Source organism: Acinetobacter sp. 24-47-39 (assembly GCF_056783825.1).
In genome coordinates this window covers 132,604-158,769 of sequence record NZ_JBWYIP010000006.1, presented here as the reverse complement: position 1 = coordinate 158,769, position 26,166 = coordinate 132,604, and the positions used below count along the sequence as shown (strand labels likewise).

Below are 26,166 nucleotides of genomic sequence, written 5' to 3'. Positions count from 1 at the left end.
ATATAAATTCTAAACTTATGAATTTTAACTACTATTTTTTATAAAAATTATGGTTATTTTAATATTTTCTAAACAATATTTAGTTTAATCATAAATTTCTCTAAGATGGTCGGCGTTTTCGAAGATAACAAATACTGTAATAGAAACAATATTGATTAAAACGCTAATCTAAGGATAGATCCATGTTGACCTTGCTTGGTTTGGGCATGATTTTGTGCTTTATGTACCTCATTATGTCTAGACGTATGACTCCCCTCGTCGCACTCACGCTTATTCCCGTTCTTTTTGCGCTAATTGCATATGGATTAGGTTTTTTTGTAGATAGTTTGAACCATATTCAACTTAATGAACTTGGTGAAATGATGTTAGATGGTGTTAAAAAGTTAGCACCTACCGGCGTCATGTTGCTATTTGCTATCTTGTATTTTGCCATCATGATTGATACAGGTTTATTCGATCCATCAGTGAAATTTATTCTCAGATTGGTAAAAGGTGATCCCCTCAAAGTAGTATTAGGTACGATTACCTTAACATTGATCGTGTCTTTAGATGGTGATGGCTCTACCACTTATATGATCTGTGTTGCTGCCATGTTACCGCTTTACAAGCGATTAGGCATGAGCCCTTTAATTATGGCCTGTCTCATGATGTTAGCCAGTGGAATCATGAATTTAACGCCATGGGGTGGACCTACTGCACGTGCGGCAAGTGCACTCCATGTAGATCCTAGCGATGTGTTTGTTCCTATGATTTTACCGATGCTGTTCGCCATTGGTTGGTTGTACTTTTTAGGAACCATGTATGGCCGAATGGAGCGAAAAAGATTAGGCATCATGGAATTGGATATTAGCCATGGCGACAATATTCAAATTTCATCAAACCCAGAGGCAAATCGAGCGCATTTGAGATGGTTCAATGGATTATTGACTCTTGCACTGATGGCCAGCCTAGTCATGGGTATTTTGCCTATGCCTATTTTATTTATGATTGCATTGTGTATTGCTTTAGTCGTGAACTATCGTGATATTGATATGCAAAAAAGCTTAGTCGCTCATCATGCTGGTAGTGCTTTAAATGTCGTTGGTATTATTTTTGCCGCTGGTATTTTTACAGGTTTACTCACTGGCACGGGTATGGTCGATGCCATGTCAAAAGAGTTAGTAGCGATTATTCCAGATAGTATGGGTCCATATTTGGCACCAATCACAGCCGTTTTAAGCATGCCTTTAACGTTCTTTATGTCAAATGATGCTTTTTACTATGGTGTTCTGCCCATCTTATCTGAAGCTGCAGCACATTATGGCATCTCTCCTGTGGAAATGGCTCGTGCATCGATTGTTGGTCAACCCGTTCATCTGCTCTCACCCTTAGTTCCATCTACCTTTTTACTCTGCGGGCTTGCTGGGATTGAGTTTGGTCAACACCAAAAATTTACCATTAAATGGGCGATTATTACGTGCTTAGTGATGCTTGCAAGTGGATTAATATTTGGGATGTTCCCATTCTATTCTGCTATTTAATCGTATCTCTAGTTTCGGAGTGATTTTTTGATCACTCCAATCTCTTATTTATAAAGGCTTATTGAGCTTGAGTCTCATTCCAAATATTCAAGTTCCCCATGTTAGATAGAAGTTGATACCTCACCACTAAAAACTCTGTCAACAAGGTGGAATAATTCATTTTTGCTTCATTCAACACATTCTGAGCATTAAGCACTTCGAGTAAATTTCCTACACCCGCTTTATAACGTCCTTGGGCGGCTTCATAGGCTTCTGAAGCACTTTGATTCAATATCGTTAGCGCCTTAATATTGTCATGGATTGCATTTAGCTCATTATAGCTTTTCCAGATTTCAGCATTAATTTCAAGCTTCAATCTTTCTTGCTCTAATTGCTTTAATTTTAGGTTTTCTTGAGCAACGACAATTTGATTTTTTCGATTATAACCATCAAACAATGGGAAATTGACTTGCACACCCGCTTGTAGAGATTGGCTGTCACTGCCATAACTGTCACTCGTTTGTTTTTGCTGATCATAAATACCGTTAAAACTAACAGATGGATATCTAGACCGCTGTATTGCCTTAATTTTATTTTCAGCTGCGAGTGAATCATACTGTGCAGCTTTAAACTTTGGATGCATTTTTTCAGCATCCTGAATGAGCATTTCAATCGGTTTAAGATCTAGCTCTTTTGGAATTTTTAACTGATTATTAATTTTGAAATTTTGGTATGCAGGCTCACCTATTAATGATGCTAAAAGTCCTTTTGCAATTTTTAAATCACCTAAAAATTTAGTTTGATCTGACTTTGCTTTCGCCAAATTTGCGGACATTTGTAATGCATCTGATTTGATACCTACACCTGCACGATATCGAGCATTTGCAATTTCATAGTTTTTTTCTGCAAGTACAACCAACTCATTAATATTGTTTAATTTTAACTCAGCCTGAATAATTTGATAATAAGTCGAAATCGTTTTGATGATCATATTTTGCAAAGCAACATCATGCTGTGCCAAAGACATCGCTAATAATTTTTCGGCTTCTTCTGCTTGATAAAATCGACTACCAAAATCATAAAGTAGCCAATTGGCTCTTATTCCAAGTCCGTAACGGCGTAAGTCAGTGTCATAACTCAAAACAGGACGATCTTTTACTTGATTATCATCACGTGACCAATCGTAATTCAAGGTGCTATTCACTTGAGGATAATAATTTGCTTTAGAGATTTTAAGCTGAGCAGCTTGAATACGCGTTTGTACCCAAGCACTTTTTGTCTCAGGATTACGACAAACTGCACGTTCAATGGCATCAATGAGTTCTATTGGCTGTTCATTCTTGAGACTATTTTGAGATAAACAATGTTGAGGTTGACTTAACATTTTCTGATTTTGAAGATCAAGTGACACACTTTGATTGAGTTGTTGTTCTATTTGCTTACGTTTTGTCTCATTCTCGCGGGCTTTACGCTGAGCCGTGAGCTCATCAAACCATAAAGTCTCGCGTTGTTTTTTTTGATTTGGAGTCAGTTTTGACAACCAACTCTCTGCATAAGCCAACGAACTATGTCCGAATAGCGACCCAGCAACAACAATGAAAGCGATGTATGTAATTTTCATTTAGGTTGCAAATCCTTGGTCAACATATCACGGACGATCACGCCATCTTGTAAAGCGATAATCCGCTCAGCAGATGAAATCGTTTCTGGACGATGTGCAATAATCAATTTGGTAATATTCAAATGCTTGAGGTTTGCATTGACCTCTTGTTCTTTTAATACGTCTAAACTACTGGTCGCCTCATCCATAAATAAAATCTTTGGTTTTTTATAGATAGCACGAGCCAATAAAATTCGTTGTTTTTGTCCTCCTGACAACATATTACCAATATCCCCCACTAGGGTTTGATATCCCATTGGCATACGGCTAATGTCATCATGAATTGCGGCATAGGCTGCACATTCTTGTACCCATTGCATGTCAGGATTTGAATCAAAAAAACAAATGTTTTCTGCGATTGAACCAGCAAATAGAATGTCATCTTGTAACACTGTGGCAACTTGATCTCGTACAGCATTTAATCCTAATTGTTCAAAATCACGCCCCATAATTTTGACTTCACCTTCATTCTGTTTAAATACACCTAACAGAACATGTAGCAATGTGGTCTTACCGCAACCTGTTGCCCCCACAATGGCGACAGATTGATTTTGGGGTATCTTGAAACTAATCCCCTTGAGTACATAAGGGTCATTTTCTGAATATTTAAAGTGCAGATTTTCGACCTCAATTGCATTCTCAACCTGATCTACATTTGTGATTTCAGCATCGCCGTATAATTTTTCTTGTTCTGTTAACACAATATCGGATAAACGCTCTACATCAATTTGAAGCATTTTAACTTCGATAAACTTATCGATTAAACCTGCGACTCGGCCATCAAACTGACTTTTATAGGCCATAAAAGCCATCAGTACACCGACTGTAAAATTACCCTCCAATACCAATGTGGCACCTAACCAAATAATTAGAATGTTCTGAATACCAAATAAGACTCCATTTGCCAATGAGAAACCTAAACCTAACTTTTGGGTCGTTAATCCAGCATTAACTTGATTGACCATAAGATTTAACCATGTCGAACGGCGAACATCTTGTCGTTGGAACAGTTTTATGGTTTTTGCCCCACGCACGGTTTCCATAAAATGACTGCTTTGCTTCGCCGCATGAATAATTTGCGCCTCCGTCGCTCGTTTTAAAGGTGCATACCAAATCCATCTGATTAAGGCATACAAGCCCATCGTAAAAATTGCAATCCAAGCTAACTTTGGACTGTATATAAACATTAAAATCAACGTAAATACTGTCATTAATCCATCAAGAATCGCAGCTAAGAACGTTGTGGTGAGTGTGGTTTGAATGTTACCAATTGATCCAAATCGCGAAACAATGTCACCGAGGGATCGTCTTTCAAAATAAGATACAGGAACATTAATCATGTGATTAAAGACATTGGCTTGCCACTGCACACTTAAATGCGTGCTCATATACATCATGATCCAGGAACGGAGTAACCCGATAAACTGCTGAAGTAACATCAGCATGCCAAAGCCAATAGCTAGAATCGTTAAGAGATCTCGATCTGCAGATACGATCACATGGTCTATCACCCATTGCATAAAGAATGGGCTAATTAATGAAAAAACTTCCAAAGCTAAGGCCAAAATTAAAATTTGCCCGAGAGACTTCCATAAACCACGAACATGACCGATTAGACCTTTAAGCTGAATCTGATTTTTATCTTCCTTTTTTTCAAATTCAGTATCTGGCCAAAGCTCTAATGCAACACCCGTAAAATGTTCAGATACCTCATTGAGTGTCAGTACACGTTTACCAAATGCTGGATCTAAAATCGTGACTTTATTGGCACTGACTTCTTGCAATACCACAAAGTGGTTGAAATCCCAATGTAAAATACACGGGGTTTTAAGCTGATCTAAATCTTCTAAATCCAGCTTTAATGGGCGTGTTACCATTTTCAACTGATTACTAATTTTGATCAGCTGATTGAGATTTGAACCCTTTTGAGAAACTGAAAAACGACGTCTTAACGTTAATAAATCAGACTCATAGCCATAATAATGCGCAATCATCGCAATACAGGCTAATCCACATTCTGTCGCTTCCGTCTGTAAAATGGTTGGAATTTTCCGTCCAAATCCAAGAGAAATTTTGTCTAATATCTGCATGTTATTTCTTCTTATATCTTGCCAGTGATGCTATATAACGGTTCGAGTACCCATTCATATAGTTTTCTTTTTTCTTGCATGATATCTGCATCAAAGGCCATGCCCACTTTAAGAGGCTTACTTTCACCATAGGCTTTTACAAACTGTTGTTCTAATTTGACTTTGACTAAATACACAGGTTCACTTTGGTTAAGTGTTACACCCTGACTTAACTCGCCTAAATTGGTCAGTTCTTGTGGGTTCATCGTCGTCGCTGAGATTGAATGAATCACACCTTCACCTTGACCAAATTTTTGGTAAGGATAGGCTTGAAAACGAAGTTTTACGGTTTGACCAGTCCTTATAAATCCAATTGCTGAACTGGATACAAAAAGATGTGCTTCTAAATAAGAAGGCGTCGGAACAATATTCATGACAGGAATATTAGGAGAAATAAACTGACCAACCTCTGCATTAATCGATGCTATTTTTCCTGTCGCATTGGCTTGTAATAGCAAACTATCCCGCGCTTTATTTTCTAAAAATTCTTGCTGATTCGAAGCTAATTGACGATCGACCAAAGTCAGCTCACTTTCCAACTTCGATGCTAGTCCTTGCTGAGCCAATAATTTATTTTCTAATTCAGCTTGTTTAGTATTTTTTTCTCGCTCATAGCTCTGTAAAGCAACTTTTAGGCTGATATAGTTATCTTGCTTCAGTTGATATTCTTCAATCGAAATATATTCTTTATCTTTTAAATCTCGATAACGATGTGCATTTTCTTGTGCAAGTGCTAGACGTTGGCGTTGCTCGGCAATTAAGCCATCTAATTTTATTAAATCTAAACGTATAGATTGAATTTCTGCATTTAATTGTTGAACATTATTTAAATGTAAGTCTTTTAGTTTATTTTTTTCAGTATCTAAACTTTGTTTTTTTAACTCAATTTGTTTTTGTACAGACTCATTATAGTTACCTGTACTATTATAACGCGTCATTTTTAATGTAATTAATGGTGTCCCTTTCTCCACTAATTGACCTTCTTTGACGAATTTTTCACTGACTGTACCCCCTTCAGCACTATAAACTCGGATTAAACCTGTATTAGGAATCAATAATCCTTTAACACTCGTCCTCTTCGTATAGCTTCCAAAAAAAATAAAACTCACTAATAAAACAGTAAAAATGGCGACAACAATCGTGAGTACCGTAAATGAAAATGGTCGAATCAAAATGACTTCACCAATCCACTTTGACTTTTGTGCATCAATCGCTTTGTCTCTAAACAGCTTATTTGTCATATATATTTGTAATTAATTTTTCAAGTACGGGTTTTTATATTGAATTTTCATCAAGTTGACTACATTTCAACAGCGTGCTTAAAAGAGACAAACACAAACCAAAAGTTTTCAATAAAATAGTCATGATCTGTGTTGTCTCCTGTTCTATCCCACACTTCGCTCAGCTAAATCTGCTTTGAATAAACTCAGTTGGATACTGATTTCAATAGATTAAAAACGAAGCGTTCATCTTGTTTTATTTCAAAACTCGATTGACTAAAGGTGCTGTGAACAAAGCATGAGGATCATATTGCTTTAAAATATGACTACTCGACTGAATGGTTAAATGATTAGATTGACCCTGAGCATGGACGCGTGGAATTTCGTAATCGATATAAGTTGAACTATCCCAAGCTTTTTGATTGGTATAGCCCCACCCTTTAGACCATTCTGGTCGCATCAAAGAATCACCTTGATAACGTTGTGACATCCACTCCTCAACTTCTGTGTAAAATTGCGCTGAGAATGGCGTACCTGGCAAGGTTAAAATATCAAACCAAACGGCACAGTCCCATTCAGGATGATCAGGACAAGGTTTAATGGCTGATAATGCTGCTGTTTGAGCGCCGTGAACAATTGAATCTTCTGGATGATCCAAGCCCGTAACTCGAATTTCAACAGGTCCATTCATTGGGAAACGACCCATTTTTTGATATTGCTTCATCTTAATGCCGTAATAATCACAAAAATCAGCAATAACCCGTTGAACGTTTGCACGACTGGTAATGACAGCATAGCCATTTGCAGTAACACGCAAAGTTGTTGGTTTGACATACAGTAAAACGTTTTTTGACGTCCCCCATAAATCATAAGTTTGAGTAGAAGCCAAACCACCAGTCAAAATCGTCGTGATTCCAGATAATGGCGTACCATTTAAACCTAGTTTAGAGATTTCATACTGAGTAAAACCGAAGGTTGGCGTGAGATAAGTACTTTTATTGACGATGATTTTATGAATCAAATCAGTAATAGGTTTGATCAAATTATCTGAGAACCAATAATTGAATGGTTTGACTGTCTGTCGAGCAGTCAAAGGACGATACGGAGTAACAGTCCAAACTTTTAACCAAGGATAATCGGTGAATGGAAACCAAATTGCTTCTGCACGACCAGATTTATCCAGAAAATGAGAGAAGGTACGTCCAGCATGCTTATCTTGAGCGAATAGCTCATTGATATGAATGTCGGTATAGCTTTCACAACGAATATATTGATTTTTTGACGTTTGTAATTGTGCAGATAAAATAAATGCACGACCTATATGAACTAAAAATGCACGAATTTCTGGATCATTTCGCAGGAAGGTTTTCGCAACATATCGACCTTCTCGTTGGTCGAAAACAGCAGCAGTGATCGATACCACTAAATTACTGATCGAACCATAAGTTTGACCTTCTTGTTTTATTTCCCCTACGGCAGGTACACCTGTGCCATGACCATCAATGGCCAACACACCACCCAAAGTTAAATCTCCAGGTGCTGGTACTGCCACAAATCCACGATTACGGTATTCCATTGCGGTTAACAATGCTTCCATTTGAATGCCTGCTTCGGCAGTCACAATACCTTTTGCATCAATACTGACTTTGTTGATATGCGTTGGCATATCAATCAATAAAATTTTAGTAATCTTGTCTTGATCATCCAACAATAAAGGTGACCAATTATGTGACATCCCTTTGGGTCTGACTTTATAGCCATTTTGATAAGCCCAGTTAATGGCTTTTAAAACTTGTTCTTGATTTCTCGGTGATGCTGTCCATGCATTTTCATAACGAGATTCCCCAGACCAATTTTCATATTTCTGTTTAAAAATTGAGATTTCAGTTGGGAAATTTACTAATCTTTCTTGTAAAGGAAAAAACCAAGCTTCTGCCTTTTGTGTTGGAAGCCATGCTGAAACAGCACCAACAGCAGCTAAGCTACCCATTGTTTTTAGAAAGTTTCTTTTATCGTGATCTATTTGTTCTGATGAATTCTGCATTGTTATAGCCACCAAAAGTTTAGCTTTATTATTTCTGTTACTGAAAGCAGACCAGTACTCATGACCAGTCTGCCTTTAACACTTTATTTAAAACTTATGAAAGCCAAGCACGAACGCCATTTAAAGTCGGAAGAAGTTTATATTGACCTTCTGCCTTTTCTTTTTCGTAATGGTTTGGAGTTTCAGCTACATCGCCACCAAGTGCACGACCAAGACCAATTAATGTTTTTGATGCCACTAAACCAGTAGTATCAGCAGCTTGGTGTACTAGCCCTAAACCTACTGCACTGAATACAACACCAACTGATGAAATCAGTTTTGAATTAAGTGTTTGATTGAATAAGTTCACACCGTGGATGATTGAGTCACCAATCAATGTTCCAGCACCAGATACTTCATTGATTTCTTCTTGCTTTAATTCTACTAAGCTCATGATTAAAACCTCGTTATAAAGAATTTATGTTAGATACACCTAACTTTTGTTAAGCACTTTTAATATACAGAATGAATTGTGTATCAATAATGAAAAATGTAGGACACTATTTAATTATTTTGTGATTTAGTTAACATTAATTTTAATAATTCGAGTGACTCAATATTCTTGAAAATAACAGCCCAATTTCAAATAATAGATAGATCATTGTGCCCCCAATCGCCATTGATAATATGTCTGGCGGCGTTACAAACATGGCAATAAAAAAACAAAAGATAAAAATGTAAGGTCTATTTTTTTGGATGGTCTCAATGTCTACTAATCCAAAATACACCGTGATCATAATGACCAATGGCACTTGAAAAATCAGCCCTAAGACGAAGAAAAACTTAATACAAAACAATAAGTATTGTTGTATATCTGTCATAGGGGTCACACTATCTGGAGAAACTCCAATAAAGAATCCCAATACAGCGGGCAGAATAAAAAAGTATCCCAGTGCAATGCCCGAGTAAAACAACACAATACTTGATGGAAAAAAGAAAAAGAAAATTTTACGTTCTTTCAGATAAAGCGCATGTTTTAAAAAAACATATAATTTATAAAAAATAAAAGGAAAAAGGATGATCAGCGTGACAAAAAATACCAACTTAATGGGTGCTACAAATGTACTGGTAATATCTGTCGCAATCATATGCGCATTTGCAGGTAATTTAGCTTGTAGAGGCAGTGCGATTGCGTTATAAATTTTGTTCGCGAATGGCACTAATCCAACAAAAATAACTAAAAAGCCGATAACGACATGAATTAAATTTCGCCTAAATTCTTCAAAATAATCAGAAAAATGACTCAGTGTTTTTTTGAGGTCGGAAGTTTCAGACATATCTCACTCCCATTACATGTATATCAACACACGACCAATGCGCTAAATGAGTCATTAGAAAATCTGTTTTATAAGGTGCTGGCACATAAAACTTTTGGATTGGGAAATATTGTTTTTGTTTCTGATCAATTTGATCATCTAGATGCGCGAAATATTCCTGCATTTGAGTTTCAAGCTGTTTAACATTCTGAATTTCGTCTTTTAATTCTTCACGAAGTTGATGAAGCTCAAGTTCAAGATCTACTTTCTGTTTAATATCGGATTTTATTTCACTTATTTTTTTCAAGCTTCGAAGCGCAAAACGAATCGCATCGGGTAAACGATCAGGACCCAAGACCACAATTACAATCAGTCCAAGAAAGAGTAGTTCTCCAAACCCAACATCAAACATAGGTTAAAACACCACAATATTGCTTTGAATATCGTTTAAAAAAGATTATTGATGAGTGTCTTTTTTATCTTCGCGAACAGCATCTTTAAAATCTTTTACAGCGCCGCCGACATCTTTGCCAAAACTCTTTAATTTAGCTGTACCGAAAATGACCAAAATAATTATGGCAAACAGTGCGATATGACCAATTGAAAGACCCATCATTATAGTTATCCTTATTTTTTAATATTGCTTAATACTAACAGACCAACAATGCATAGAACTCTTGAAATGTCTAACAATCTCAGCATATATATTTGAGTCTGTTTAGATTTTTTATTCTGCTTTCAAAATATAAGCTACAGATAAAAATAAAAAAACCGATTTAAGCCTTTGCTTAAATCGGTTTCAGTCACTTGGTTCGCTGAACTACGTTTTCAATTCTTTGTTTAACTTGAATAATAAAGGATTAACGACCATAGATTTCTAAAAGTTTATCTAAGGTTGCTTGATAATGAATATCGATATCTTCAGCTAAAATAGCATACGCATTATCTAACTGAACCATTGGCCAGCCTTCTTTCCAAAACGGAAAAATATTGTGTAGATCATGCGTTACGATTGCTTCTTCGCGTGTAATCGCCTGTGCAACCTGCGATAAAACTTGCGCTGTTTCAGCACCATCAATCTCAAGATAATCAATACCACGCGCTTTAAGAATACGAATTCTGTCTTTTTTATATTTAATTTTTTTTGCTTGTGCTTCATTTAAACCTAAAGCAAGTGTCACTGCTTCAACAAACTTTTCTTCAAAAGATTGATGTAATGCAACCAAGGCTTTTTTATGTGCTTCCTGACGCCCCTCTTTACCACCACTACGAATCAATTTATTCGCCTCAACATTAAGTTCGTCAGATTTCATAGACTGTAAAATATCTAAAATTTCGATATCACTTAAAGATTCAGCATTGTGGTGTGTCATGGGAGTACTTCAATTCAACTTAATCTTGCATTTTCTCATAATTCAACACAAATACATAATCTAATTCAAATTGAATCGATAAGCTTTCAAATGATTCTAAATATTTGGAATTATACTTCTGAGTTTTAGTGCAATATGTAAGTCAAAACGATGGGTAGTGTGATTGCAGCACCGATAATTTGCAGACTAATTACGCCAGCCATTAATTGACTGTCACCACCCAATACTTTTGTCAGAATATAAGCAGCTGAAGCCGTTGGTAATGCAAAATATAAAATAAAGATTTGCGTCTCTAAAGCATTGAAGCCCAGCATTTTACAGCCCAGCCAAGCCAAAATCGGCATTAAACATAAACGCGATAGCGTGTTGATCATTAGAGGAAATGATTCTTTTTTAAGAGCCACAAATTGCAATGCAGCACCGACACACATTAGTCCCATAGGTAAGCTACATATCGCAAGTTGGTAAATTAATGACTCTGCACCTTTCCATAATGGTAGCCCGGATACATTGTAGAGCACACCAACCAGGCAACCCAAAATTAAAGGATTTTTGAGTAACGATATAATCACTGCTCGAAAATTCATATTTTCATGATCGGTCAGTGCCAATACCGAGATGATATTCACAACAGGAATACTGATCGCCAACAGCAATGCAAAAATTGTCATGCCTTCTGCTGGAAAAAGCGAAGCAACTACTGCTAAACCAATATAGGTATTAAAACGTACATTGCTTTGAACATAGACTCCAAATCTTCGTGTTGGGGTCTGAAAAATTCTTTTTAGAATATATAAAACTGCACAAGCAATTGGAAAGACCACGAGTAAAATGACTAAAATTTTACTCACCATCTCCATATGAATATCAGCTTGAGCCAAATTACCAAAAAGCATGGCAGGAAAAAACACAAAATAGTTAAGTTTCTCTGCACCCGCCCAAAACTCGTCTGTTAAATACGATTTCTGTTGAAGAAAATATCCAATTAATATGAGCCCTATCAGCGGCACTAAGGATAAAACAATACTGTACATAAATGATGAGCCTAATCGAGTGCAGATCGCTCAGTCCTAATATGCTCAATCAACCACAGGGGTTTATTGCATGCCTTTTGAACTGATCATTTTATATTACACTGCATCAAGCTGATCGTCTCAAAAATTCATCATTTACATCATGCATTGACTTGTTTTATATACGCTAAAATTTCAGGCAAAGTCTGAATTGTTTTATTTAACGTCGGTTGATGTTCAGCTAAGGATTGGTGAAACCCCGCCAAATATAGTCCATCTAATCCAGCCTGAGTAGCACCCCAATAATCATTCACTGGATGATCACCAACATAAAGACAATGGTCAGGTGCAATTCCTAATTGTTGACAAGTCATATGAAATATTTCTGCTTGAGGCTTTGACACACCTGCCTTCTCAGAACTCATGATCACATCAAAATAATGCGCGATTCCTAGACCTTCGATAATTTTGTGTCGAGTGAAATGTCCTCCATTCGAAATGATTGCCAACTTAAATCTTTCGCTTCTAAGCTGATCAAGCGTCTGAATAGCATTTGGCATCATGACTGCGTTTAGTCCAAATTGATTAAACCAATAGTCACTTAATTCATCTAATTCTGGTGCTTTTATCCATTTCAACTGCTTGAGTAATGCATGAGCAACTGAACCACCAATGGTAGGTGCAGTCATTCTTTCTCGGATGGGATAGCCACCATGATCAATATATCGAATCGTTTCGAGAATCTCAGCTTGCGCAGACGAGGCAGATTGATCGATTTGCTGTTTATAAGTATTAAATAATGCCCGACTAAAAGTTTGAACACTTAAATCTCGGTGTGTCAGTGTATTGTCCAAATCAAAAATAACAGCTTGAATTTTCATAGTGCTTAGAGGAGTGTATTCATTTGCCCATGCTATCAACTCTCCGCAATCTCGATTATTCATTTTTATTTCATCCTAAGCATGAAAATGAATAAAAGATAGATTACAGACTAATTCCATTGATGTTTGTTTTGAACTGTATACCGACTCCATACTAAAATTGGTATGAACAAAAATAATCCTAATATACAGATCAAAATGAGATATGAGGTATAACCAAGCCAATCGCCTAATATGCCACTCAAGGTATACAGTGCTCCCGCAATGGAAGCCATCAATGCGACTTGGAAAGTAAAATCTGTTCCTGCAAATTCTTTCCGACTGTATTGCATCACCAAGGTTAGAATAATCACCAATAACATCGCAGCGAACATATCTTCTAAAGCATTGATGATATAGATCCACACGACGTTCAATTCAGAAGGTCGCGCCTCATAATGCGATAACCATGCAAATCCAATGAGACTCAATAATTTAAGCAGTGAAAAAGTAATTAAAGCACTTTGACGCGAATAAAACCTAAGTAGCCAACCTGCAATACCTGCTCCGATCAAAGCAGCAAATGCTCCAAGCATGGTCACATTGACACCAATTTGCGTCTTAGATAGTCCTAAATCGACCAACAATGGTTTAAGAATAGGTCCAGACAATCCATCCGTCACTTTAATGCTACACAATACAAAAAACCAAAGTCTGAGTTCTCGATTTTGAAAAAAATATTTTAAGTAATGACTTAAAGCTTTCACGAAACTTTGAGTTTTAGATGATGAATCATCATCTTGATGATTATTGATGCTTTGTGAAGTATGTTGAGGCTCACGATGCAATAATACGGGTAGCGTATTAAATGCCACCAAAATAGCCAAGCATAAAAAAGTGGTTTGCCAAGTCAATGCATCTAATACCCACAATATCGCACCGCCTCCCACAATAAATCCCAACCTTGAACCAATCACTTGGAACATATTGCCTAGATGCTGTTGTTCACCTTTTAGAATATTCACAGCTAAGCCATCGGTTGCTATATCTTGAGTCGCTCCGATACTATTCATCATCAACAATGCCACGAAAAATCCAAAGAGATATTGAGGTTGATTCAGTGATTGAATGGGGATAAATGATAAGATAATCAATGTGATAATTGTGAGTAACTGAGTGGGTATAATCCAACTGCGGTAATGCCCTTGATTGAACAAATGATGGCGATCAACCAATGGAGCCCATAAAACTTTGAGTGCCCACGGAGCCATCAGCAATCCAAATCCACCAATATGCGTTAAGGAAACACCTTCAGCACGCAGAATCACGGGCAAAGCATGTGTCATAAATCCTACTGGCAATCCTTGCGCCCAATAGAGTGAAAATAAAAGCACATACATTTTGGTATTTGGTGACATGAAAGAGGTATCCTGCAACTGATGTTTTCTTAATCAATCCGTATTGAGATGTCCTTGTCACTTGATTCTTATTCTGCCAATGTATCTCATACACAAGGTCTTTATAATAAGTTTAAAAAGCAATTATACAACGCACAATGAACAATAGATTTCCAAAATTACCATCACAAGTTCCTCAACGCGGTTCAAAGTTGAGTCGAGCAGCGTTCAAACAGCTTTATCTTCGACAAGGCTGGTCTTTTGAAGGAGAATTTCCAAATTTTCCCAAAGCTGTCGCAATTGTGTCCCCCCATACATCAAATTATGATGGACTGTATGCCTTTCTCGCGATGCTTGGCATTGGCATTGAAGTCACAATCTTTGGAAAAGATAGTCTGTTCAAATCTCCACTCAAACATTTACTCAAATGGATCGGGGTGATTCCGGTAAAACGAGATACCCCCCAAGGCTTGACTCAACAAATTGTTCAAGCTATTCATGAACGAGATAAAATTTGGGTGGCAATGGCACCTGAAGGTACACGAAAAAGTGCTGAAAAGATTCGCAGCGGTTTTTATCACATTGCTTTAGGTGCAAATATACCAGTGGTAATGTTTGCATTTGACTATGATCATAAAGTCATACGATGTTTAGGAAGCCTCGAAATGACGGGAGACTATGAATCTGATCTGCATAAAATATTAGAATATTATCGTGGAAAAATTTCTCCTAAAAATATGAGTCGTATAGCATTACCCTTTAAAGAACTTTTGTAAAAATGCTAGAAAAATAGACAGCAATCTGTTGAGATATGCCTAAAATTTTGACACTTTTTAGCAGATTAATGTCTATGTCATTGCTCCTCAATCTTCCCAAAATCAGCTTCATTGGCCTGAGTTTATTGGCGCTATCAGGCTGTAACTCTACTGTAAAAAATCCTACACAATCCACTCAAATTCAAGCACGCGAGCCAGTGATCGCCATTGCTCTAGGCGGTGGTGGTGCAAAAGGTTTTGCGCATATTGGTGTATTAAAGGTTTTAGAATCTCATGGTATAAAACCCAAAATTGTTACGGGTACAAGTGCTGGAAGTTTTGTCGGTAGTATTTATGCTTCAGGCAAATCTCCCTATCAACTACAGCAAATTGCACTTCAACTGAAAGAGTCCGATATTCGTGATTTAACTTTAAATCGACAGGGTGTGGTCCTCGGTCAAAAGCTCCAAGATTATGTCAATCGACAGGTTGGGAACAAACCGATAGAACAATTCCCGATTCGATTTGCTGCAGTTGCCACACGTTTAGATAATGGTAAACGCGCTGATTTCGTCAAAGGTAATACAGGTCAAGCCGTAAGAGCGTCATGTAGTATCCCTAACGTCTTTGTTCCAACAACGATTGGCAAAACCAAATATGTTGATGGTGGACTCGTGAGTCCAATTCCAGTTCAAACTGCCAAAAATATGGGTGCAGATATTGTGATAGCAGTTGATATTTCTGCACGCCCTGCAGGCAATAAGCCGATGAGCATGTGGGGACTGTTGGATCAAACGATTAATATTATGGGTCAACAAAGTATCAATACTGAACTCAATGCAGCTACAGTCGTGATTCAGCCAAAAGTTGGCCATTTAGGAACTTTGGATTTGAAAGCCAGCAATGAGGCAATACTTGAAGGTGAGAAAGCAGCGCAACTGAAAATTAAATCAATAGATACCGCAATTGCCAATTTCAAAAAATCTCCTGCTGCTTTCAAACCTGCACCAACAGCTCGCTTTTAAGCATTTTTTATAGGCTTCTCTGCCCTAGTCTGTTATCTTGATATAGATGTTTTCGTCTATAACAAGATAACGATTAGAGTAGATGTATGGACTTATTGATTGAACCTTGGCATTGGTTTGTATTAGGTATTTTGCTCATCCTGTCTGAGCTCATTTTACCGGCCTTTGCTGCACTGTGGTTTGGTATAGCTGCTGTCATTATTAGCATACTGGTGTGGCTATTTCCTTCTATGGGGCTTCCAACTCAAATTATTTTATGGGTTGTCCTATCGATTTCATGTACGGTGGTTTGGTTTAAATTTATTAAACCACTTTCCGTTGATAAGACTAAAGCGGGTCTCTCACGTGAAGCGACCATCGGACAAGTTGGGATGGTGATTCAAATTGGTCATGAACCTGAATTAGTCAAAGTTCGTTTTCAGCTTCCAGTTCTAGGCTCTGACGAATGGAATTGCAGAACACTGAGCCCTGTTCAGGTCGGTGATCGTGTCAGAGTTACAGATATTTTAGGTAATGAGCTGGTCGTTCAAGCGCACAATAACCTCAACTCACCGTTATAAACAATAATTCTTAAAGGAGTAGAAATGTCTGGTTCAATTATTGCCATCGCATTTTTGGCATTCGTCGGGATCACTATTTTTAAAGGGGTTCGTATTGTTCCTCAAGGCTATAAATGGATCGTACAACGTCTGGGTAAATACCATACAACCTTAAGTCCAGGTCTAAACTTTGTGATTCCTTATGTTGATGAAGTCGCATATAAAGTCACGACAAAAGATATCGTTCTCGATATTCCATCTCAGGAAGTGATTACAAGAGATAACGCAGTTCTTTTAATGAACGCTGTTGCCTATATCAACATTACTACACCAGAAAAAGCAGTCTACGGTATCGAAAACTATACTTGGGCAATCCAAAACCTTGTCCAAACTTCTCTACGTTCGATTGTAGGTGAAATGGACTTGGATGATGCTTTATCTTCACGTGATCACATTAAAGCGAAGCTAAAAGCAGCAATTTCTGATGATATTTCAGATTGGGGAATTACGCTTAAGACGGTTGAAATCCAAGATATTCAACCATCGAGTACAATGCAATCTGCAATGGAAGCCCAAGCCGCAGCTGAACGTCAGCGTCGTGCGACAGTGACACGTGCTGATGGTGAAAAACAAGCTGCGATTCTTGAAGCTGAAGGTCGTCTTGAAGCATCACGTCGCGATGCTGAGGCTCAAGTTGTACTCGCTGAAGCTTCAGAAAAAGCCATTAATATGGTTACCAATGCTGTAGGCGACAAAGAGATCCCTGTCGCTTATCTACTTGGTGAACAATATGTAAAAGCAATGCAGGATATGGCTAAATCTAATAATGCTAAAACTGTGGTATTGCCTGCTGACATCATGAATACGATTCGTGGGGTAATGGGTCGTAATAATCCTTAAATCGCTCAAACACTCTTCAAAATTTAAAAAGGCAGCTTCGGCTGCCTTTCTTATTGATATGACTCAAGATTCAATTCTTCAGCATTTATTTTAAATTTATGGTTAAATTTCGCATCCTGAAAGATTGCATGAAAACAATCTATCGTCTAACTGCATCATGGAAATTGTATGAGCACCTTTGATCCCACCTTAATCACTTTCTTGTTCTATATTGTCGCCATGGTCGTGATTGGTTTAATCGCGTATCGAGCGACCACGAACTTTTCAGATTATATTTTGGGTGGACGACGCTTGGGAAGTTTTGTAACAGCCCTTTCAGCTGGTGCTTCTGACATGAGTGGCTGGTTACTTATGGGTTTGCCAGGTGCTATTTATCTTTCTGGTCTATCAGAAATGTGGATTGCAATTGGTTTAATTATTGGTGCATGGCTCAACTGGCTGTTAGTGGCAGGACGTCTCAGAGTTCATACTGAAGTTCAACACAATGCCCTTACACTCCCAGATTACTTTTCTAATCGTTTTAATGATCAGAAAAAAATTCTACGAATCGTTTCTGCATTTGTCATTTTAATCTTCTTTGCCATTTATTGTGCTTCAGGCATGGTGGCAGGCGCTCGATTATTTGAAAGTATGTTTGATCTGCCTTATAGCACTGCCCTTTGGATTAGTGCAATTGCAACGATCAGTTACGTTTTTATTGGTGGTTTCTTAGCTGTTTCTTGGACAGACACCATCCAAGCGGGATTAATGATTTTTGCCTTATTGCTTACCCCCATCGTGGCTTTACTGACTTTTTCAGATTTATCTCAAGTGAATTTAGCCCTTGAAGCAGCGCGACCAGAAGCAAGCAGTTTAATGGGTAACTTAAGTACCGTCGCAATTATTTCATTACTGGCTTGGGGTTTAGGCTATTTCGGACAACCTCATATTCTCGTACGTTTTATGGCTGCTGATTCAGTTAAATCGATTCCTAATGCTCGTCGTATTGGTATGACTTGGATGATTCTGTGCCTTGGTGGTGCAGTGGCTGCTGGATATGTCGGTATTGCTTATTTTCAACAAAATCCACAGTTCGCTAATATTGTGAATGCTAACCCTGAAACTGTATTTATGGAGTTAACGAAAGTTCTATTTAACCCATGGATCGCCGGCATTGTATTAGCTGCAATTTTGGCTGCGGTAATGAGTACATTGAGTTGTCAACTTCTTGTATGTTCAAGCACTTTAACCGAAGATTTTTATAAATCTTTCATCCGTAAAACTGCTTCTCAAAAAGAACTGGTTTGGGTGGGTCGCTTGATGGTGCTACTGATAGCTTTACTTGCGATTGTTTTAGCGTCAAACCCTGAATCTAAAGTACTTGGTCTAGTTGCCTACGCTTGGGCAGGCTTTGGGGCAGCATTTGGCCCGCTCATTATTCTGTCTTTATTCTGGAAACGCATGACATTAAATGGCGCTTTGGCGGGGATGATCATTGGTGCAGTGACCGTTATTGTATGGAAAAATATTTGGGCTGATACTGGAATCTATGAAATCATTCCTGGCTTTATTTGCTCTCTCATCGCAATCATTGTTGTGAGTTTATTAGGTAAGCAACCCAACTCAGATGTTACTGACCGATTTGACGAAGCAGACCGATTATATAAAGCGACAAAATAACAAATGAAAAAGAGGACTTTCTGTCCTCTTTTTTTAACTTTTTCGAGCAAGCAAAAAAGCTGAAATCTGCTTAAGTTCAGATGCCGAATCACCAAAATAATCTAAAGCACTAATCGCTTGCTGATGAAGCTTATTTGCATATTCTTTTGCAGCATCTAAACCCAATAAAGCTGGATATGTCGATTTTTCTACAAGTTCATCTTTTCCAGCGGTCTTTCCAAGCGTTTCAGTATCCGAAACTATATCTAAAATATCATCTTGTACTTGAAATGCTAAACCTAATGCTTGACCAAATTCACGCAATTTCGGTATTCCTGCATCTACACCGTCCATCACTGTCACTGCTGACATCATGATTGCCGCCTGAATCAGTGCACCAGTTTTATTACGATGAATATTTTCCAATGCTTCCTGATCAATTTTCTTGCCTTCTGCTTGCAAATCTAGGACTTGACCACAAACCATCTTAGAAGATGATGTCGCCAATATCTGCATTTGCTTCAACACAATAGAAGGATCTACAGTCACTTGTGTATCAAAAAGTCGACTTCCTAAAACCTCAAATGCCATCGACTGCAAGATATCTCCCGCAAGTAGTGCTGTATCTTCACCATATGCAACATGGCAAGTTGGTTGACCACGACGCAACAAATCATTATCCATACATGGTAAGTCGTCATGAGCAAGTGAATAGCAATGAATTAACTCGACTGCAACTGCTGCACGTCGCACAGCAGCAAAATTTTTATGAAATTCACTTAATTCTGCTGTTGCATACGCTAAAGCTGGACGAACCCGTTTTCCACCTAACATGACTGCATGATTTACAGCACTTTTCAAAGGCTCTGGAATGAAAAATGCATCTAGTGCAATTTTCAGATCCTGTTGGATTTGCTGTTGAGCACGTTGTAATACTTCACTATTCACAGAGATATGTACTGTCACTGCCGTCTTTGAACCTCAAGTTATACCGTTTCAAGTCGGTATATATAAAATTGTCCTTATTCTACAACCAATTGTGATTGCTACAAAACACAATGCTGATTTGTTTTATTTAGTGATAGGTTTAAATGAAGAGTGACTATTCATCTAACACATGAATCGAGTTTCGACCCAATACATGTGCAATGTCAACCGCACGATCTAAGGTTTCTAATATTTGCTTTTCTGAGTACATTTTCTGGCAATTAGGATGAAAAATCCCAATCGCACACGTGAGTACCTCATCCTCTTGAGGATCGAAATAAATTTTTTCACGGACCAATGTTTGTTTTAGGCGTTCAGCAATGGTGAGAATTTTCCAAGGAGTCGATTCTTGAATCACCAAGATAAAACTTGCAGAATTCAAACGATAGACTTCTGCTAAATCTTGATTCAACTCCTCTTTAATCAGAGATCCAATACGACTCAAAATTTCATCGCCAATGGTATAACTATTGAGCTGATTAAACTTTTTAAAATTTTCGACTTCAAACTTGATAAAAGAATAATTTTTCCGATCTTGAATAAGGAAGCGATCTTTTAAAAACTGTTCAAATGCCAGCTTATTGTTCATCCCAGTCACAGGATCCAAATATAGCTCTTCAAACAACCTTTTATTATTTTGGATCAAGACACGTTCACGTCTTTTCAATTTTGTTATATCTGCACATACGATCAACACGCAATCCAAAGAGGTTGATTTATCTCTTAAAGCACTAAAATAAATTTGAAAAAAATGCCCTTTTGAATAGAACTCATTTTCAATTTTGTATAAGCGTGAATCATGTCGAAACAATTGCAGCGCATCTTGAAATAATTGGTAAACCGTCGTTGATACGAAACCTAATTTCTTTCCGAGTAAATAGAGTGCATCACTCTCATAGATATCAGCAAATAATTGATTTGCACTAATAAATACACCATCATGCTGAACTAGCGCCACAGGCACAGGGATTTTGGCAATCACAGATACCAAATCTAATTTATTTGTAGCATGAATTTGGTTTAGAAACTCTTGATCAATCTTGGGCGTATCCTGCTCAAAATTATTATCCTTCTTCATTGGTCTTTCTCATTTTAATTATTCGTGGAGCGAAGGCTATTCAGCAACTTAATTTTATGAATTCGGTGAATATAATCACGTTGACTTATTTCCTTAATATAACATGTCAAAATTGACATAGTCTCAATTATTTATGAGTGAATCGTACTGTTAGTAATGCTTTCAGGCTAATTTAGTATACTTATCACATATTTTAAGCGCGTAAAAAAACCACTCGAAAGTGGTTTTTTTATCTTAAACCGTATCGCCAGGAATTCGCACCCATCCTTCCATGAGTACTCGAGCACTGCGACTCATAATGGCCTTTTTTACCGTCCATTGGTCATTAATTTTTTCCGCTTCAGCGCCCACTCTGAGTGTTCCAGAAGGATGCCCAAATCTGACTGATTTTTTTTCACCACCACCTGAGGCTAAATTGACTAATGTTCCAGGAATTGCAGCGGCGGTTCCAATCGCTACAGCTGCGGTTCCCATCATTGCATGGTGTAGTTTACCCATAGATAAAGCACGAACCGTCAAGTCGATCTCATCAGCGTGTACTGCTTTTCCGCTAGATGAAATGTAATTTTTAGGCGCAGATACAAATGCAATTTTAGGTGTATGCTGACGTTGAACCGCTTCATCAATATGCTGAATAATACCCATCTTTACAGCACCATAAGCACGAATTTTTTCAAACTTGGCCAAGGCCTCGACATCATTATTGATATGATCCTGAAGTTCAGTTCCTTCATACCCCAAGTCTGAAGCACACATAAAAATGGTTGGAATACCCGCATTAATCAGCGTCACCTGAAAGCGACCAATATCTGGGACTTCCAGCTCATCAACCACATTTCCTGTGGGAAACATGGCAGCCCCATCCTCTCCATCATCTGCGGGATCTAAAAATTCTATTTGCACCTCTGCAGCTGGAAATGTTACCCCATCAAGCTCGAAATCACCTGTTTCCTGAACCTGACCATTTGTAATTGGGACATGCGCAATAATCGTTTTCTGAATATTGACCTGCCAAATCTTTACCGTACAAATTCCATTCTCTGGAATCTTTTCTGCACTCACGAGACCATTTGAAATCGCAAATGAGCCTACTGCTGCCGTAAGATTGCCACAGTTGCCACTCCAATCGACGAATGGTCGATCAATTGCAACCTGTCCAAAAAGATAATCTACATCATGATCAGATTGAGCGCTTTTAGAGAGAATGACTGTCTTACTGGTACTAGATGAAGCACCACCCATTCCATCAATTTGTTTGCCATAAGGATCAGGGCTTCCTATCACACGTAATAAGATTTGATCTCTTGCTTTACCTGGACCTTGAGCTTCTTTGGGTAAATCATTTAAGTTAAAGAAAACACCTTTACTCGTTCCTCCACGCATATAAGTGGCTGGAATTTTAATTTGTGGTGTTGAACTCATAGCTCATTCCTTCTCTTTTAATATTTGTTATCAATCGTGATTTTTAGTTCAACACAGTATAAATGATTTTTTATGTGAACATGAGCACTTAACACTATGGTATGAATTTCCATCAATTACGATAGATTAAATTTAATTCACTCTAACAAAAATAAACTCTAATAAAATTAAATGATTGATTAAAAAATAATTAAATCATTTTTCTATAATAATTTTATTTTATTTAATTCATAAAAAACATTCATGAACGCTGACGTACTAGGCTAATGCAATTTGATCTATTACAATCTTGTAACTTATTTCAATCGTCGGGCTGAATACTTTGAATAACAAGTCTTCACAACTTCAGCGTGGCTTAAAGAATCGTCATATCCAATTAATCGCTATGGGTGGTGCAATTGGTACAGGCTTATTTTTAGGTTCCGCACACGTGATCCAATCTGCCGGCCCATCTATTATTTTGGGTTATGCAATTGGTGGTTTAATCGCTTTTTTAATTATGCGCCAATTAGGCGAAATGATTGTTCATGAACCTGTTGCAGGATCATTTAGTCATTTTGCAAATAAATATTGGGGTAAGTTTCCTGGATTCCTAGCAGGTTGGAACTATTGGATTCTTTATATTTTGGTCGCGATGACCGAATTAACAGCTGTTGCAAAATATATTAACTATTGGTGGCCTCACATTCCTGCTTGGTCATCAGTTCTTTTCTTCTTTATTATCATTACCTTAGTTAACCTCTGTAATGTTAAATTTTATGGAGAATCAGAGTTTTGGCTGTCTATTATTAAAGTAGCAGCTGTCGTGTCGATGATTATCTTCGGTTTATTCTTGTTGTTTACAGCAGGATCTGACTCTACTGCATCATTCAGTAATCTTTGGACTCATGGTGGTTTCTTCCCTCATGGATTCGAAGGTTTATTCTTCATGTTGGCATTCCTGATGTTCGCCTTTGGTGGTATTGAACTGATTGGTATGGCGGCAGCTGAGGCTGAAAATCCAGAGAAAACGATTCCTAAAGCAATTAATCAAGTTGTTTTCCGTATTCTGATTTTCTATGTTGGGTCGCTTACAATTCTTCTTTCTTTAGTTCCATGGAATCAACTGCAACTTGGTGGTCTAGATAAAAGCCCATTCGTAATGATCTTCAGTCAACTGGGTATTGATTGGGCTGCTCACCTGCTCAACTTTATTATTTTGACTGCTGCGCTATCGGTATATAACAGTGGAATGTACGCGAATAGCCGTATGCTTTTTGGTTTAGCAAAACAAGGTAATGCCCCTAAAATTTTTGAAAAAACCAATAAACAAGGTGTACCTGTTCCAGCAGTATTGTTGTCAGCGGTGTTAATTTTCGGATGTGTTTTATTAAACTATTTTGCACCTGAAGATGCTTTAAGTAATTTAATTTATATTGTTGTTGGTGCTCTAGTACTTAACTGGGCGATGATTGCGTTGACTCACTTGAAATTTAAACAAGCGATGAAACTGTCAAATACCACTTCAAAATTTCCTGCTCTATGGTCACCAGCCAGTAACTATTTGGTTCTTGGGTTTATTATTGTCGTGCTTTACATCATGTGGACTCAGGGCTTAAGCGGTGCTGTGATCATGATTCCGATCTGGATTATCCTGATGTTGGTATTATTTAAATTACTTTACCGAAAATAGTAAGACGCATTAAAAAAGTTATTGCTAAGCAATAACTTTTTTTCAAAAATTTTTTGATCAGATTAGTATGCGTCCTTAGCTTAACTGGATAGAGCAGTTGCCTCCTAAGTGACCGGCGTGGGTTCGAGTCCCGCAGGGCGCACCATTTTCTTAGATTAATACACTTATCAACAAATTGACCCAAAATAAAAAAAATAATGTCATTTCAGTCAAATTTTTGTTGCATCTCATTACCTTTATGATATGTTGTTTGTAGAGCAAAAAATAAACATTTAAGCATAAATCGTTTATTTATCAGCTCTTAAGGAAATAACTAAAAAAATTCTATTAAATTAAAAATTCAAATTATCTAAGGATAGATAACATGAAATTAAAAACCATCAGTGCATCTGTATTATTTGCTTTATTACCGATTTCTGGGGCTTATGCAGCCGCTATGGATCGCTCAGGTCAATCGATAGGAGCATTTTTACAACCAAATAACTACTTTGAAGCAGGTATCTCCATTATTGACCCTGATGTATCTGGAAAAAATCAATTGGGTCCAATTAGTGATATGGCTGAGGATTATTACTTCCCAAGTGCTGCATTAAAACTGCAATTAAATGAAAAATTCTCTTTCGGCTTACTCTATGATCAACCCTTTGGAGCATCAGCCTATTACACAGATGGATTACTTCCAGGATTACTGCCAGATAGTACACTTCCTCTCTCTTCAACAGAGGTTAAAGTAAATTCAAATAACATATCAGCTATTGTTGGGTTTCAACCTAATGAAAATTTGAATATTTATGGCGGTGGTGTATATCAGGATGTGAGAGGTAATTTAACTTTATCTAGTTTAGCGAATTATCAGGCTCATTTTAAAAGAGATGAAGGTTATGGTTGGTTAGCTGGTGTTGCATATCAAATCCCTGAAATAGCGTTAAAAGCATCCTTAACATATAGATCTGAAATTGACCATAGTTTGGAAACTACGGAAGATGCCAATGGTTTGATAAACGCTTATTCAAGTTATTTTGGTTATCCTAGTTTTATTGTTGAGAGCATAGTTGGACCTCAAGTAGCTCAAGTACTAACTAATCTTAAAAATTTAGATTCGAGTGGGGCATTAAATACACCTTCTCAGAATACTAAAATCAGCACTCCACAATCAGTTAATTTAGACTTTCAAACAGGCATCATGGCAAACACCGTTGCTTTTGCAAATGTTCGATGGGTTGAATGGGGAGGTCTAAAAATTGATATTGATAAATTTAGATTGTTAACACAAGCTGTTACTGGTCAAGGACAAAATATTATTGAATATGATAAAGATCAATGGTCTGCAACGGTTGGCGTTGGTCGTAAGATTAATGAAAAATGGGGCGGTGCATTATCCGCAGGTTGGGATTCTGGAGCTGGGAATCCAGTAACCGCACTTGGACCAACAGAAGGCTACTGGAATCTAGGTTTGAGTGCTCAGTTTAGCCCTACTCCTGCAACCTTTATCGGTGGCGGTGTAAAATATTTTTGGTTAGGAGATGCTGATGGTCGATCTGTTGGTCGTGAAGTGGGTAAGTTTGAAGATAACAATGCTTGGGCATATGGTCTAAAAATAGGTTATCGTTTCTAAATGCCATTTATTTTTCAAAAGAGCACTTTTGTGCTCTTTTTTTAT

The 26,166-nt window shown here is 37.5% G+C and carries 23 protein-coding genes and 1 tRNA gene; 9 read left to right on the top strand and 15 right to left on the bottom strand.

Annotated elements, in window-relative coordinates; genetic code table 11:
- Window positions 1-182 precede the first annotated feature (182 nt).
- Window positions 183-1,520 (top strand): CitMHS family transporter, encoded by a 1,338-nt coding sequence (locus tag AC1M9C_RS07515; protein WP_092767019.1) that lies wholly within the window; start codon window positions 183-185, stop codon window positions 1,518-1,520.
- Between the two features lie 58 nt (window positions 1,521-1,578).
- On the opposite strand, the gene AC1M9C_RS07510 is transcribed toward AC1M9C_RS07515, so the two are convergent.
- The 12 genes from AC1M9C_RS07510 to AC1M9C_RS07455 all read right to left on the bottom strand — a co-directional run bounded on the left by AC1M9C_RS07510 (window position 1,579) and on the right by AC1M9C_RS07455 (window position 14,511).
- Window positions 1,579-3,120, bottom strand: coding sequence for a TolC family protein (locus tag AC1M9C_RS07510; protein WP_481587241.1), 1,542 nt, complete (start codon window positions 3,118-3,120; stop codon window positions 1,579-1,581).
- Window positions 3,117-5,249, bottom strand: a complete 2,133-nt coding sequence (locus AC1M9C_RS07505) for a peptidase domain-containing ABC transporter (RefSeq protein WP_481587242.1) — start codon at window positions 5,247-5,249, stop codon at window positions 3,117-3,119. Before AC1M9C_RS07505 ends, AC1M9C_RS07510 begins: the two co-directional genes overlap by 4 nt.
- An 11-nt stretch (window positions 5,250-5,260) precedes the next feature.
- Entirely contained in the window at window positions 5,261-6,529 is a 1,269-nt protein-coding gene (locus AC1M9C_RS07500) for an HlyD family secretion protein (protein ID WP_481587243.1), read from the bottom strand.
- Between the two features lie 235 nt (window positions 6,530-6,764).
- Entirely contained in the window at window positions 6,765-8,552 is a 1,788-nt protein-coding gene (locus AC1M9C_RS07495; RefSeq protein ID WP_481587244.1) for a cholesterol oxidase substrate-binding domain-containing protein, read from the bottom strand.
- 94 nt (window positions 8,553-8,646) lie between these two features.
- Entirely contained in the window at window positions 8,647-8,985 is a 339-nt protein-coding gene (locus AC1M9C_RS07490) for a hypothetical protein (RefSeq protein ID WP_035268003.1), read from the bottom strand.
- 142 nt (window positions 8,986-9,127) lie between these two features.
- Window positions 9,128-9,868, bottom strand: a complete 741-nt coding sequence (gene tatC, locus AC1M9C_RS07485; RefSeq protein ID WP_481587245.1) for a twin-arginine translocase subunit TatC — start codon at window positions 9,866-9,868, stop codon at window positions 9,128-9,130.
- Window positions 9,861-10,259, bottom strand: a complete 399-nt coding sequence (tatB, locus tag AC1M9C_RS07480; RefSeq protein ID WP_051586589.1) for a Sec-independent protein translocase protein TatB — start codon at window positions 10,257-10,259, stop codon at window positions 9,861-9,863. The genes tatC and tatB overlap by 8 nt, the downstream gene beginning before the upstream one ends.
- Before the next feature lie 45 nt (window positions 10,260-10,304).
- Window positions 10,305-10,463: a twin-arginine translocase TatA/TatE family subunit gene (gene tatA, locus AC1M9C_RS07475; protein ID WP_481953461.1), complete on the bottom strand. Its 159-nt coding sequence runs from the start codon at window positions 10,461-10,463 to the stop codon at window positions 10,305-10,307.
- Between the two features lie 244 nt (window positions 10,464-10,707).
- Window positions 10,708-11,220: a hypothetical protein gene (locus AC1M9C_RS07470; RefSeq protein ID WP_179998562.1), complete on the bottom strand. Its 513-nt coding sequence runs from the start codon at window positions 11,218-11,220 to the stop codon at window positions 10,708-10,710.
- Between the two features lie 125 nt (window positions 11,221-11,345).
- Window positions 11,346-12,254, bottom strand: a complete 909-nt coding sequence (locus AC1M9C_RS07465) for an AEC family transporter (RefSeq protein ID WP_481953460.1) — start codon at window positions 12,252-12,254, stop codon at window positions 11,346-11,348.
- Window positions 12,255-12,394: 140 nt separating this feature from the next.
- Complete coding sequence (locus AC1M9C_RS07460; RefSeq protein ID WP_481953466.1) at window positions 12,395-13,114, bottom strand: HAD family hydrolase; 720 nt, start codon at window positions 13,112-13,114, stop codon at window positions 12,395-12,397.
- A 110-nt stretch (window positions 13,115-13,224) separates the two neighbouring features.
- Window positions 13,225-14,511, bottom strand: a complete 1,287-nt coding sequence (locus tag AC1M9C_RS07455; RefSeq protein WP_481953459.1) for an MFS transporter — start codon at window positions 14,509-14,511, stop codon at window positions 13,225-13,227.
- Window positions 14,512-14,648: 137 nt separating this feature from the next.
- Here AC1M9C_RS07455 and AC1M9C_RS07450 point away from each other — a divergent pair, with 137 nt between their 5' ends.
- The 5 genes from AC1M9C_RS07450 to putP all read left to right on the top strand — a co-directional run bounded on the left by AC1M9C_RS07450 (window position 14,649) and on the right by putP (window position 19,368).
- Window positions 14,649-15,266: a lysophospholipid acyltransferase family protein gene (locus AC1M9C_RS07450; protein WP_481953458.1), complete on the top strand. Its 618-nt coding sequence runs from the start codon at window positions 14,649-14,651 to the stop codon at window positions 15,264-15,266.
- 74 nt (window positions 15,267-15,340) lie between these two features.
- Window positions 15,341-16,270: a patatin-like phospholipase family protein gene (locus AC1M9C_RS07445; RefSeq protein WP_051586590.1), complete on the top strand. Its 930-nt coding sequence runs from the start codon at window positions 15,341-15,343 to the stop codon at window positions 16,268-16,270.
- Window positions 16,271-16,356: 86 nt separating this feature from the next.
- Entirely contained in the window at window positions 16,357-16,830 is a 474-nt protein-coding gene (locus AC1M9C_RS07440) for an NfeD family protein (RefSeq protein ID WP_180028098.1), read from the top strand.
- A gap of 24 nt (window positions 16,831-16,854) precedes the next feature.
- Window positions 16,855-17,709, top strand: a complete 855-nt coding sequence (locus tag AC1M9C_RS07435; protein ID WP_481587249.1) for an SPFH domain-containing protein — start codon at window positions 16,855-16,857, stop codon at window positions 17,707-17,709.
- Window positions 17,710-17,877: 168 nt separating this feature from the next.
- Entirely contained in the window at window positions 17,878-19,368 is a 1,491-nt protein-coding gene (putP, locus tag AC1M9C_RS07430; protein ID WP_481610924.1) for a sodium/proline symporter PutP, read from the top strand.
- Window positions 19,369-19,401: 33 nt separating this feature from the next.
- Here putP and AC1M9C_RS07425 read toward each other — a convergent pair whose 3' ends face one another.
- The 3 genes from AC1M9C_RS07425 to prpF form a co-directional block, all read right to left on the bottom strand.
- Entirely contained in the window at window positions 19,402-20,313 is a 912-nt protein-coding gene (locus AC1M9C_RS07425; protein WP_481953457.1) for a polyprenyl synthetase family protein, read from the bottom strand.
- A 136-nt stretch (window positions 20,314-20,449) separates the two neighbouring features.
- Complete coding sequence (locus AC1M9C_RS07420) at window positions 20,450-21,412, bottom strand: GGDEF domain-containing protein (protein WP_481593594.1); 963 nt, start codon at window positions 21,410-21,412, stop codon at window positions 20,450-20,452.
- Window positions 21,413-21,646: 234 nt separating this feature from the next.
- On the bottom strand, window positions 21,647-22,834 hold the full coding sequence (gene prpF / locus AC1M9C_RS07415; protein WP_481953456.1) for a 2-methylaconitate cis-trans isomerase PrpF: 1,188 nt from the start codon (window positions 22,832-22,834) through the stop codon (window positions 21,647-21,649).
- Window positions 22,835-23,156: 322 nt separating this feature from the next.
- Here prpF and AC1M9C_RS07410 point away from each other — a divergent pair, with 322 nt between their 5' ends.
- The 3 genes from AC1M9C_RS07410 to AC1M9C_RS07400 all read left to right on the top strand — a co-directional run bounded on the left by AC1M9C_RS07410 (window position 23,157) and on the right by AC1M9C_RS07400 (window position 26,121).
- On the top strand, window positions 23,157-24,506 hold the full coding sequence (locus AC1M9C_RS07410; protein ID WP_092767004.1) for an amino acid permease: 1,350 nt from the start codon (window positions 23,157-23,159) through the stop codon (window positions 24,504-24,506).
- Between the two features lie 69 nt (window positions 24,507-24,575).
- Window positions 24,576-24,651, top strand: a tRNA-Arg gene (locus AC1M9C_RS07405).
- Between the two features lie 219 nt (window positions 24,652-24,870).
- Window positions 24,871-26,121, top strand: coding sequence for an OmpP1/FadL family transporter (locus AC1M9C_RS07400; protein WP_481587251.1), 1,251 nt, complete (start codon window positions 24,871-24,873; stop codon window positions 26,119-26,121).
- Window positions 26,122-26,166: the final 45 nt, after the last annotated feature.

What these genes read in the sequence shown, in the direction of transcription:
- AC1M9C_RS07515 (WP_092767019.1), top strand. Translation starts at nt 183, where the DNA reads ATGTTGACCTTGCTTGGTTTGGGCATGATTTTGTGCTTTATGTACCTC.
- AC1M9C_RS07510 (WP_481587241.1), bottom strand. Translation starts at nt 3,120, where the DNA reads ATGAAAATTACATACATCGCTTTCATTGTTGTTGCTGGGTCGCTATTC.
- AC1M9C_RS07505 (WP_481587242.1), bottom strand. Translation starts at nt 5,249, where the DNA reads ATGCAGATATTAGACAAAATTTCTCTTGGATTTGGACGGAAAATTCCA.
- AC1M9C_RS07500 (WP_481587243.1), bottom strand. Translation starts at nt 6,529, where the DNA reads ATGACAAATAAGCTGTTTAGAGACAAAGCGATTGATGCACAAAAGTCA.
- AC1M9C_RS07495 (WP_481587244.1), bottom strand. Translation starts at nt 8,552, where the DNA reads ATGCAGAATTCATCAGAACAAATAGATCACGATAAAAGAAACTTTCTA.
- AC1M9C_RS07490 (WP_035268003.1), bottom strand. Translation starts at nt 8,985, where the DNA reads ATGAGCTTAGTAGAATTAAAGCAAGAAGAAATCAATGAAGTATCTGGT.
- tatC (WP_481587245.1), bottom strand. Translation starts at nt 9,868, where the DNA reads ATGTCTGAAACTTCCGACCTCAAAAAAACACTGAGTCATTTTTCTGAT.
- tatB (WP_051586589.1), bottom strand. Translation starts at nt 10,259, where the DNA reads ATGTTTGATGTTGGGTTTGGAGAACTACTCTTTCTTGGACTGATTGTA.
- tatA (WP_481953461.1), bottom strand. Translation starts at nt 10,463, where the DNA reads ATGATGGGTCTTTCAATTGGTCATATCGCACTGTTTGCCATAATTATT.
- AC1M9C_RS07470 (WP_179998562.1), bottom strand. Translation starts at nt 11,220, where the DNA reads ATGACACACCACAATGCTGAATCTTTAAGTGATATCGAAATTTTAGAT.
- AC1M9C_RS07465 (WP_481953460.1), bottom strand. Translation starts at nt 12,254, where the DNA reads ATGTACAGTATTGTTTTATCCTTAGTGCCGCTGATAGGGCTCATATTA.
- AC1M9C_RS07460 (WP_481953466.1), bottom strand. Translation starts at nt 13,114, where the DNA reads ATGAAAATTCAAGCTGTTATTTTTGATTTGGACAATACACTGACACAC.
- AC1M9C_RS07455 (WP_481953459.1), bottom strand. Translation starts at nt 14,511, where the DNA reads ATGTCACCAAATACCAAAATGTATGTGCTTTTATTTTCACTCTATTGG.
- AC1M9C_RS07450 (WP_481953458.1), top strand. Translation starts at nt 14,649, where the DNA reads ATGAACAATAGATTTCCAAAATTACCATCACAAGTTCCTCAACGCGGT.
- AC1M9C_RS07445 (WP_051586590.1), top strand. Translation starts at nt 15,341, where the DNA reads ATGTCATTGCTCCTCAATCTTCCCAAAATCAGCTTCATTGGCCTGAGT.
- AC1M9C_RS07440 (WP_180028098.1), top strand. Translation starts at nt 16,357, where the DNA reads ATGGACTTATTGATTGAACCTTGGCATTGGTTTGTATTAGGTATTTTG.
- AC1M9C_RS07435 (WP_481587249.1), top strand. Translation starts at nt 16,855, where the DNA reads ATGTCTGGTTCAATTATTGCCATCGCATTTTTGGCATTCGTCGGGATC.
- putP (WP_481610924.1), top strand. Translation starts at nt 17,878, where the DNA reads ATGAGCACCTTTGATCCCACCTTAATCACTTTCTTGTTCTATATTGTC.
- AC1M9C_RS07420 (WP_481593594.1), bottom strand. Translation starts at nt 21,412, where the DNA reads ATGAAGAAGGATAATAATTTTGAGCAGGATACGCCCAAGATTGATCAA.
- prpF (WP_481953456.1), bottom strand. Translation starts at nt 22,834, where the DNA reads ATGAGTTCAACACCACAAATTAAAATTCCAGCCACTTATATGCGTGGA.
- AC1M9C_RS07400 (WP_481587251.1), top strand. Translation starts at nt 24,871, where the DNA reads ATGAAATTAAAAACCATCAGTGCATCTGTATTATTTGCTTTATTACCG.